This is a genomic window from Lentzea sp. NEAU-D7 (assembly GCF_026242055.1).
GTDB lineage: Bacteria > Actinomycetota > Actinomycetes > Mycobacteriales > Pseudonocardiaceae > Lentzea.
This window is the reverse complement of the sequence record NZ_JAPJDL010000001.1, coordinates 344,605-354,129: the sequence shown is the minus strand read 5'-3', so window position 1 is coordinate 354,129 and position 9,525 is coordinate 344,605. Positions and strand designations below refer to the sequence as shown.

Annotated in this window: 6 protein-coding genes; 4 read left to right on the top strand and 2 right to left on the bottom strand. The window is 70.5% G+C overall.

From position 1 onward, the window contains the following. The first annotated feature begins 151 nt into the window (after positions 1–151). Positions 152–445, top strand: coding sequence for a hypothetical protein (locus tag ORI60_RS01625; RefSeq protein WP_266033121.1), 294 nt, complete (start codon positions 152–154; stop codon positions 443–445). 402 nt (positions 446–847) lie between these two features. On the opposite strand, the gene ORI60_RS01620 is transcribed toward ORI60_RS01625, so the two are convergent. Beyond that, positions 848–3,553 carry an EAL and GGDEF domain-containing protein gene (locus ORI60_RS01620; protein WP_266033118.1) on the bottom strand — a complete coding sequence of 902 codons (2,706 nt, stop codon included), beginning with the start codon at positions 3,551–3,553 and terminating at the stop codon, positions 848–850. Between the two features lie 236 nt (positions 3,554–3,789). Here ORI60_RS01620 and ORI60_RS01615 point away from each other — a divergent pair, with 236 nt between their 5' ends. Beyond that, complete coding sequence (locus ORI60_RS01615) at positions 3,790–4,950, top strand: beta-ketoacyl synthase N-terminal-like domain-containing protein (RefSeq protein WP_266033116.1); 1,161 nt, start codon at positions 3,790–3,792, stop codon at positions 4,948–4,950. A 60-nt stretch (positions 4,951–5,010) separates the two neighbouring features. Further along, positions 5,011–5,817 (top strand): endonuclease/exonuclease/phosphatase family protein, encoded by an 807-nt coding sequence (locus ORI60_RS01610; RefSeq protein ID WP_266033113.1) that lies wholly within the window; start codon positions 5,011–5,013, stop codon positions 5,815–5,817. Between the two features lie 22 nt (positions 5,818–5,839). Here the strand turns inward: ORI60_RS01610 and ORI60_RS01605 are convergent, their stop codons facing one another. Beyond that, the gene (locus ORI60_RS01605; protein ID WP_266033110.1) at positions 5,840–7,108 is read right to left on the bottom strand and encodes a hypothetical protein; all 1,269 of its coding nucleotides are present in this window, start codon (positions 7,106–7,108) and stop codon (positions 5,840–5,842) included. Positions 7,109–7,201: 93 nt separating this feature from the next. Here ORI60_RS01605 and ORI60_RS01600 point away from each other — a divergent pair, with 93 nt between their 5' ends. Further along, positions 7,202–9,520 carry a DUF6185 family protein gene (locus ORI60_RS01600; RefSeq protein WP_266033107.1) on the top strand — a complete coding sequence of 773 codons (2,319 nt, stop codon included), beginning with the start codon at positions 7,202–7,204 and terminating at the stop codon, positions 9,518–9,520. Positions 9,521–9,525: the final 5 nt, after the last annotated feature.

Sequence of the window (9,525 nt, the reverse complement as noted above, 5' to 3'; positions counted from 1 at the left end):
CGCCGACGGACCGCGGCGAGCTGCCGACGCGTACCTCGGGCTGCCGACGGCGGACCACGGGGCCGCTGACGAACCGCGGCGGCGTGCCGTCGGAGCGCGGCGGTCGGCCGTCGGGCCGCGGCGGCCACTGGCGGAGCAGGGCGGGCTGCCAATGAACCGCCGCGGTGGTCTGCTGACGGGCCGCAACGGCTCGCTGATGAACCACGACGGTCCGCCGAACCACATCGGCGCGCCGCCGAACCCCGACGGCCCGCTGATGACCAGTAGTGGCGTGCCGTTGAACCGCGTCGGCTCGCTGCCGAACCACGTCGGCCCACCTACGAACCACATCGGCTTGCCGCTGAACCGTGTCGGCTCGCTGACGGACTACGTCGGCCCGCCGCCGAACCACATCGGCTTGCCGCCGAACCCCGGTGCCCGCCGCCGAACCCTGACTGCCCGCTGACGACCTGCGGTGGCGTGCCGCTGAACCGCGTCGGCTCGGTGTCGAACCACGTCGGCCTACCTGCGAACCACATCGGCTTGCCGCTGAACCGTGTCGGCTCGCTGACGACCTGCGGTGGCGTGCCGCTGAACCGCGTCGGCTCGGTGCCGAACCACGTCGGCCCACCTACGAACCACATCGGTCCGCTGCCGAACCACGGTGGCGTGCTGCCGAGCTACGACGGCTCGCCGCCAGACCACTACGGCACATCTACGAACCACATCCGTCCGCTGCCGAACCACGGTGGCGTGCCGCCGAACTACGACGGCTCGCCGCCAGACCACTACGGCCCGCCCGGCGAACCACGACGGCCCGCCGGCGAACCACGTCGGCGGGCCGCTCCCGCATCCACGTCCGGCCGACTCACAGGTCGGCCAGCGGCACCGGCCTGCCCAGCAGGAATCCCTGCGCCTGGTCGCACCCGAGCGTCCGCAGGATCTCCAGCTGCTCCACCTGCTCCACCCCCTCGGCGATCACGGTCATGTCGACCGCGTGGGCCATGGCGATGATGCTCGTGACGATGGCCTCCGCCTCGTCGGACCGGCCCAGCCCCGTCGTGAAGGAGCGGTCGATCTTGAGCGTGTCCAGCGGGAGGGTGAGCAGCTGCGCGAGTGACGAGTAGCCGGTGCCGAAGTCGTCGATCGCCAGCCGCACGCCGAGGTCGCGCAATGCCGCGAGGGTGCGGGCGGCGAGCGCCGGGTCGCGGGTCAGGGCGCTCTCGGTGATCTCCAGGCACAGCGAGCTGGGGTCGAGTCCCGCCTTGTGGGTGGCGTGCCGGATCGCGGACACCAGCCACGGGTCGTCGAGCTGGCGGGCCGACAGGTTCACCGTCAGCTCCAGGCCCGGTGCCAGGTCGGCGATCTCGCGGGTCGCGGTGTGCAGCATGTGGGCGCCGACGATGTTGATCAAGTCGCTCTCCTCGGCGAGCGTGATGAACTCGCCCGGGGAGATGAGGCCGTAGCGCGGGTGAGTCCAGCGCAGCAGGCCCTCGACGGCGGTGCGCTCGTCGGTGCGGAGGTCGACGATCGGCTGGTAGGCGACCCACAGCTGGTCGCTCAGCGGCGCCGTGCGGAGGTCCTGTTCCAGCTGCAGCCTGCGCTGGATGCGGTCGCGCAGCTCGACGTCGAAGAACGCGATGCGGCCCCGGCCCCTGGTCTTCGCGTGGTACATCGCGAGGTCGGCGTCGCGGAGCAGGTCGGCGCCGTCGCGCGGGTCGCCCGGTTCGGCCAGCACGATGCCGACGCTCGCGTCGACGTGCAGTCGCCGGCCGTCCACGGAGATCGGCCGGTTGAGCTCGGCGCGGACGTGGTCGGCGAGGGAGGTCGCCTCCTCCGGGCCTGCCACGCCGTAGGCGATGACGGTGAACTCGTCACCGCCGAGCCTGCCCACGACGTCGCCGCGCCGCGAGCTGCGGCTCAGCCTCGACCCGACGACCCGCAGCACCTCGTCGCCCGTGCTGTGGCCGAGGGAGTCGTTGATGACCTTGAACTTGTCCAGGTCGATGAACAGCACCGCGGTGAGGCCCGACCGGTGCGCCCTGGCGGCGGGGCTGAGGCGGTTGATCGTCACCGTGCGGTTGCACAGGCCCGTCAACGCGTCGTGCGTCGCCTCGTGCTCCAGCTGGCTGTCGATCATGCGGCGTTCGGTGATGTCGGTGAACGAGATGACCGTCGCCGAGGGCGTCATCCCGTCCTGGGTCAGCGCACGGGCGCTCAGCGACAGCCAGACGTGGCTGCCGTCGGGACGCCGCGCGCGGAGGATCCGGCCGTGCTGCGCCTTGCCGGTGGCGCGGGTGATGGCCGACGCGTACTGGTCGTGCGGGACCGGCTGCCCGGACTCGTCGTGCAGTTCGGCGAGCGACGCGGGCTGGCCGATCACGTCCTGGGCGCGCACCCCGAGGATCTGCTCGGCCGCGGGGTTGACGGACTCGACGAGACCGGTGGCGCCGACGACCAGCACGCCCTCCTCGATGGCCGCGACCACCGACGTGAAGTGGTGCTCGGCTCGCCTGCGCGCCGTCTCGTCCGCGCAGATCAGCACGTACCCGTCGTCCATCCTGGCGACCGACACGCGCACCGCCAGCGCGCCGCCGTCGGAGCGCCGGTGCACCGCGTGCACCACGCCTCCCGACTCCAGCACCTCCAGCGGGTCCAGCGGCGCGCCCACCACCTGACCGATGGGCTGCCCGATCACCTCGGCCGCCCGCCTGCCGTAGACGTTCTCCGCGCTGCGGTTCCAGCTCGTCACGACGCCGTCGGAGGTGGTCGCGATCAGTGCGTCGCTGACGTGCGCGGCGAGGGCGGCCTGGTAGCGCAGGACCGCCGCGGCCGCCTTCTGCTCGGTGACGTCCCGCATGATCACCTGGAACGCGGGCCGGCCCTCCCACGTCGTGCGCACGGAGACCGACTCGATGTCGGTGGTGCCGCCGTCGAACCGGACCAGCACGGCGTCGGCCGGATCGCTCGTCGCGCCGGGCTCGGTCAGCTTCGAGATCCGCTGCATCATGTCCTGCTGCGAGTCCGGGTGCACGAAGTCGGTGATCGGGCGCCCGATCACGTCGGACTCGGACCGCGCCCTCACGAACTGGACCGCCGCCGGGTTCGCGTACACCAGCAGGCCGGCCTCGTGCACCACGATCGCCTCGGGGGCGAGGTCCACGAGCAGCCGGTAGCGGTCGGCGAGGTCCGCGATCTCCCGCTGCTGGACGTGCCGCCTGGTCACGTCGGCGACGACCCCGACCAGGGCGCGGGCCGAGCCGCGGGTCGAGACGCGGGCGCGGAACTGGAGCCAGCGCGTGCCGATCGAGGTCTCGAGGGGTTGTTCCAGCTCGAAGTCCTGCCAGGCCGCAGCCTTGGTGGCCACGTTCAGCGGTGCGGTCAGCTCGGCCAGCCGGGCGCGCACCGTCTCCTGGTCCGCGCCGGGTACGCCGATGACCGCGTCGAGGCCGGGCATCCAGCCGAGCTCGCCGGCGTCGAGGTCCAGCCACCACACGACGGCGGCGCCGACCGAGAGCGCGAGCTCGACCAGCAGTTCCTGGTCGAACCCGGCGTCGCCGATCAGGCCGCTCACGTCTCGGCCCCCAGATCCGGGTGTTGGCACTGTGAAGTCCTACTACACACTCGACCAGAGCCGCATCCGTCTGGCGTGAACATGGTGAGCCGTTATATCCGGTCGCCGGGACCGTCCGATGATCAGGGTTCGCTTCTGACAGTCCACTGTGGACGGTATGGCGGCATTTCGCAAGCCGGTTTACACCGTTATCCTTCTCCGAAGAGGTGTCGGCCCTCGGTCTGGGGGAGCTGGATATGGTCGCGCGAAGCATGGGCATTTGCGGAATCGGCGTGGTCAGCGCGTACGGGTGGAACCGCCGGTCGCTCTGGGAGGGACTGATGAGCGGCAAACCCGCCGCGTCGATCGTCCCGGAGTTGAACCGGTTCCCGGGTGACACGGTCTGGGCCGCGTACGTCGCGCAGGGCGGTGACCCGGTCGACGGGCCGAGCCGGTTCGCGCGGGCCATGCGAGCCGCCGCCAGGGAGGCGATCGAGGACGCGGGTGCCCGCGGCTGGCGTCCCGGCCGGAGGGTCGGGTTACTGCACGCCGTTGTGCTGGGCGAGGTCGACCTGTGGCGCGACTTCTACGTCACGCGCGGTGGCGAGTTACCCGTGCACGACTACCTGGCGTTGATGCCGTCCACCCCCATGTCCACGTTCATGCAGGAATACGGTTTCCACGGCCCCGCCATGAACGTCTCGGCGATGTGCGCGTCGGGCAACGCCGGACTGATCACGGCGAAAGCGTGGCTGGACGCCGGAATCGTCGACGACGTCGTGTTCGTCGCGACTGATCTGTCGCTCACACCGGAGAACGTCTCCCACTTCGTCCGGTTGGGAGTGGCCATCGTGGACGCGGAGCCGCTCGACGCGTGCCGCCCGTTCCAGGAGGGCAGCAGGGGCTTCGTGATGGGCGAGGCGTCGGTGGCGTTCGTCCTTTCGCGAAACTCGGTCAACCCCTACGCCCTCACCCTCGGCGGTGCGATGTCCCACGACGCGTACCACGTGACCTCGATCGATCCGCGGCTCGACCAGGTCACCGCCTGCTTCACCGACGCGCTCGACAACGCCGGGGTCAGCGCGGCCGACGTGCGCTACCTGAACGCGCACGGTCCGGGCACGGCGCAGTGCGACACCGCCGAGGCCGCCGTGCTGGACCAGCTCTTCGGCCCGGACACCGGGATCTACTCCGTGAAGCCGCTGACCGGGCACTGCCAGGGCGCGGCGTCCGCGATCGAGGTCGCGGTGACGGCGATGGCGTACGACACGGGAACGATCCCGGCCTCACCGGTCGTCGCACCGGCACACCCGCGGCTGCTGGACGGGCCGACGCCGTTGCGCGGTGGCCTCACGATCAAGTCGTCGCTCGGCATGGGCGGGCACAACTCGGTGGTGGTGCTGGCGCCACCGGCCTGAGGCATTGCGTTCTCCCGCAATGGGTGTCGCCGCGGCCCCGTGATCCCTACGGTCGGCCGGATGTGGAAGCTGATGACGGCGGCACTCGCGGTGCTGGCCAGCGTGGTCGTCCCTGCTCAGAGCGCTGCGGCGGCCGAACGGTTCTGGGAGCTCCAGCTGAACCTGTGCAACAGCGGGATCGCCGGCTGCTACCAGCAGGGCCGGTCGGTCCCGGAGGCCGCGGACCTGATCGTCCGCCTGCGACCGGACCTCGTGACGCTGAACGAGATCTGCCGCAACGACCTGCCGGACCGCCTCGTGCCGTCCATGGTCACGGCCTGGCCGGGTGACCGGGTCTACCAGTTCTTCGCGCCCGCGCTGAGGAAGGACACCGGCACGCCGGTGAAGTGCACGAACGGCCAGGACTACGGCAACGCCGTGATCGGCCGCGTCTCGGCGGCGGCCTACCAGGGCGTGAAGACGTGGACCGGCAGGTACGCCAGCCAGGACACCGGCAACGAGCAGCGGACGTACGCGTGCGTGTACGCGATCGGCGACCACCTGGGCTGCACGACCCATCTGTCGGCGTCCAGCGAACCTGTCGCGCTCGCCCAGTGCCGGTCGCTGCTGTTCGACGTGATCCCGCAGATCAGGGCGGCGGAAGGCTTCACGGGCAGGACGGTCGTCGGTGGTGACTTCAACCTGGAGTACGACACCTCCGACCCGGAGAACGCCCAGAACTGCGTCCCGCCCGGTCACGTCCGCAAGGGCGACAACAGCGTGCAGCACGTCGTGTTCTCGAACGACCTGGCGTTCGTCAGCACCCAGAAGTACTCGATGCGCTACACCGACCACCCCGGCTTCCTGGTCCGCCTGACCAGGCCCTGAGCCCGGCCAGGCGGAACTCCGTTCAGCAGGCCGGGAAGAAGGCCCTGGTGCCGCCGGTCGCCTCCCGGTCGCTGAACCGGCAGCCGAACCGCGGGTCGTCCGTCCGGCGCACGTCGTCACCGGCCGGCCGCTCGCCCCGGTCCACCCACCTGGTCAGGTCGCGCCACGCGGTCCCGGCCTCGGCGGCGGAGAACTCGCAGTGGTCGACCGTGCGGATGGCGCGCTGCACCAGCAGGTGCGTGCGGCCGAAGCGGGCGGCGTCGTCGCGGTAGTCCCGCTCCATCGAGAACGGCACGAACAGGTCGCCGATCCCGTGCAGCGACACGACGGGAGCGCTCGGCAGGCCCTGCACGGCGGGGATCTGGGTGAGCGCCCACGTGTGGCGCGCGCCGGGGTTGGCGGCCCGGACCCGCTGGACGGCCGCGTTGAGGTCCACCGGCGAGTTGGGCCGGTAGCGGGTCGTGACGTTGGTGGCGATCTGCAGCGGGTTCTCCGCGAGGCTGGTGCTCGCCGAGTTGGTGACCAGCCCGAACAGGAAGTCCTTCCAGTACGCGTAGGCCGCGTCGGTGCCGGGCCGCGCACCGCCGGACAGGGTGGCGACGACGGCCTTGAACTGGTCGTCGCGGCCCGCCAGCGCCTCCTTGATCCGGGGCACCACGACGGTCGCGTAGTCCGGCGGCAGCGGATAGGCCTTGATGCCGGTCAGCGCCTGCGCGACGAGGTGGTAGCTCAGGAAGTAGTCGAACAGCTCGTGGTCGCCCAGCACACCGCACATCGGCAGCGCACCCGCGTAGAACCCGGGGTACTGCTCCAGCGACCGGACGGTGACATGCCCGCCCATGGACGCACCGGCCAGGAAGACCTTCGACGGCCGCTGCACCTTCCGCGCGAACAACGACGCGAGCTCACGGGTGGTCGTGACGCCGGCCCGGACGTCGTAGGCGTTGCTGTAGTAGGACGACGCGGCCCACGCATAACCCTCGTCGAGCCAGCGCTGCCGCAGACCGAACGGTGGAGCGTCGACGGTGAGGACCTTGCCGTCACCGCGATACCCGTGCGCCCACATCGCGAGCCGCCCGTTCCAGCGCGGCGGCACCTCGATGATGTAGCCGGCGTGGCTGTGCACGCCCTGCAGGACCCTCGTCGGTTCGCCGCCGACCAGTGCCGGGGCGAGAGGCGGGTTGATGATCGTGTAGCCGGGCAACGGCCGATCGCCACCGGTGGCCGCCGCCGGCTGCGCGACGACGGACACGAGGAGGAACGACAACGCGACGCTGAGCAGTCGTCTCATGTCCCGGGACGCTACTAGCGGGCGGGCGCCGGCGACAGGAGTCCGTTCGGCCGCAACGAATCACGCGCACCACGCGATGTACGGCGAGTGCGGTTGATCAAAAGGAAGCTGCCGTGGCGTGCCGGCGGCCGGTTCGCGTTGGTGGTGTTCGGCGTACCGGCGGTGCTCGCGGCGACGTTGTTCGCCGTCGATCTGACCTACTGGGCGACCACTCCGAACAGCGGCGCCGATGGTCTTGCCTGCTCAGCCGTACCGCCGATCGGTGCGAAGCTCCAGGTCGAGGCGCGGATCGAGTCCACGAACGTGGACGTGCCCCAGGTCTTCGTCAAGCACCAGATCCGCGTGCCGGCCAGCTGGTATCGCGCGGCCGCGCTGGTCAACGATGAGGAAAGCCCCGCCTATCGCGAGACTCTGAGGTGCCTGCTCGGCGTGAAATGGCAGTCGTGGCACGAGCAGGAGTGGCGCGACGACTCGCCGGTGGTGACCAGCGAGGGCTCGGAGATCGTCGTGACGGACGTCGTGCGCACGAGCGTCTACCGCGAGGCGACCCAGCGAGTGGGCATGGTCAGGCTGAACAGCGCCGTCAGCCGGTGGGACCTGGTGCTGGACCTTCCTGTGATGTACTGGAAGACGGCGGAGAACGTGGAGTTCTCGCTCTCCGCACCCGAGGAGTGGTTGGGTGCGGTCCGTCCGTGGCCGCCGAGGTCGGTCACCGACACCCGCGTCGAATGGCGGTGGTCGAAGCCGGACTGGGGCAAGATCGAGTCCGGTGTCACCGTGCATCCGCGGTTGCAGACTGAGGCGTTGCTGTGGACCAACACCGAGCCCGGCTTCCTCACGAGCCGCTCGCTGTGGTGGCTGGAGACGTTCGCGCTGGTCGTCGTCGCGCTGGTCACGTTGCGCAAGGTGCACAACGCCCGCGCCGCGCGCAGGGCCGTGGCCGCGATGGTCCCGCTGGTGGTGGTGGCAGGTGCCCTCGGCACGTCAGTCGCGTCGCACGAGCGGCTGGCCGACATCATCACCTGGCCGTGGCTGGCGTGGGGGAGCAACCTCGTGGTGCTCCTGGCGGTGCTGATCGCGGGGTGGCGGTGGTGGTTGCCGCGGACGTTCCTGCTGGGTGTCTGTGCCGGGATCGGTGTCCTGCACCACCTCGCGTTCTCCTTGGGGCAGGGGAGGGCGCCGTTCGTGGCGGAGGACGCGGCGCGCCGACCACTGATCCTCCTGGTGGAGGCAGGGATCTCGTTCGGCACCGGACTTCTCATCATCGCTGGAGCGGCGAGTGCGGTGCGGGTGCTCCGCAGCGGACGGTCGGATCGGAGGCTGCCGCTCGGCCACGCGCTGGCCGCTGCCGCGGGAGCCGCCGTGCTGGTCGGTGAGCAGATGTGGATCGCGCTGGTCAACATCGACCGGCACCGCTGGCTCAACGACGAGTCCGCGGTCCTGAGACCGGTGATCGAGGCGTTCCGCTACCACCCGTGGGACCTGCTCGACGACATCGCGTGGATCCTGCTGTTCGTCGCCGCCTTCGCGGTGTGGACGGTGGCCAGGGCAGCGCACCCCGGGAAGGCGCGCCGGCTGGGGATCGGCCTGTTCCTGCTCGGTCCGGCGGTGTGGTTCCTGACGGTGCTGCACGTCGAACTGCCCGTGTGGCTGATCGCGTGGGCGGTGCTCGTCGGCCTGCTCGCGGTGTCACGGCCCCTGCTCGCGACGGTCGGGATGCACAAGGCCGAGATGATCCGCGACCAGGCGCAGTTGCTGGAACCCACCGGGAGCACCGGGGGTGTGTCCGCTGTCGATGTGGCGCTGGCGCTGGGGCCGGGCAGACATTGCCGCGCCAACATGCTGACGGCGACCAAGATCGGGTTCGTTCTCGCGTTCGTGTTCGGTGTGCCGCTGGAGATCATGTGGTTGACAACGGGCCCTCTGCTCAGCGCGGTCCAGAGCGACTCGGTGCTGCTGAACATCGCGGACGGCTTCCTCTGGCAGTTCGGCAAGTACGTCCTGGGTGCGGCGGCCATCGGGCTGCTGTGGCATCAGCTGCCGGGGCGGCGCGGGCCGGTGCGGGTCGTTCCGGTCGTGGTCGCCTACGGCGTGTCCCAGGCACTGGGCTACATCGTCCCGTTGCTGGTGGGTGGCCGGGCACACCCGTTGCAGCTCGTGGACATCGGCGCCTTCGCCGTTGCCATGGTGGTACTGGGTCTGGCGATGGATCGAGCCGTGTTGCGGTCGTACGACCTCGACACGATCGGTCGTTGGCAGGGTTTCGTCGTGCGGTATGGCCTGGAGAACGTCGCCACACGCGTCACGTTGCTCCTCACCCCCGTCGTCGCGCTGCTGTCGCTGTACAGCTTTCTGCAGGGAGGGGACGCACCCTCGGCGCCGAACGTCGACCAGACGCCACCTCGGCGGTAGCCCCT

What these genes read in the sequence shown, in the direction of transcription:
- ORI60_RS01625 (WP_266033121.1), top strand. Translation starts at nt 152, where the DNA reads ATGAACCGCCGCGGTGGTCTGCTGACGGGCCGCAACGGCTCGCTGATG.
- ORI60_RS01615 (WP_266033116.1), top strand. Translation starts at nt 3,790, where the DNA reads ATGGTCGCGCGAAGCATGGGCATTTGCGGAATCGGCGTGGTCAGCGCG.
- ORI60_RS01610 (WP_266033113.1), top strand. Translation starts at nt 5,011, where the DNA reads ATGTGGAAGCTGATGACGGCGGCACTCGCGGTGCTGGCCAGCGTGGTC.
- ORI60_RS01605 (WP_266033110.1), bottom strand. Translation starts at nt 7,108, where the DNA reads ATGAGACGACTGCTCAGCGTCGCGTTGTCGTTCCTCCTCGTGTCCGTC.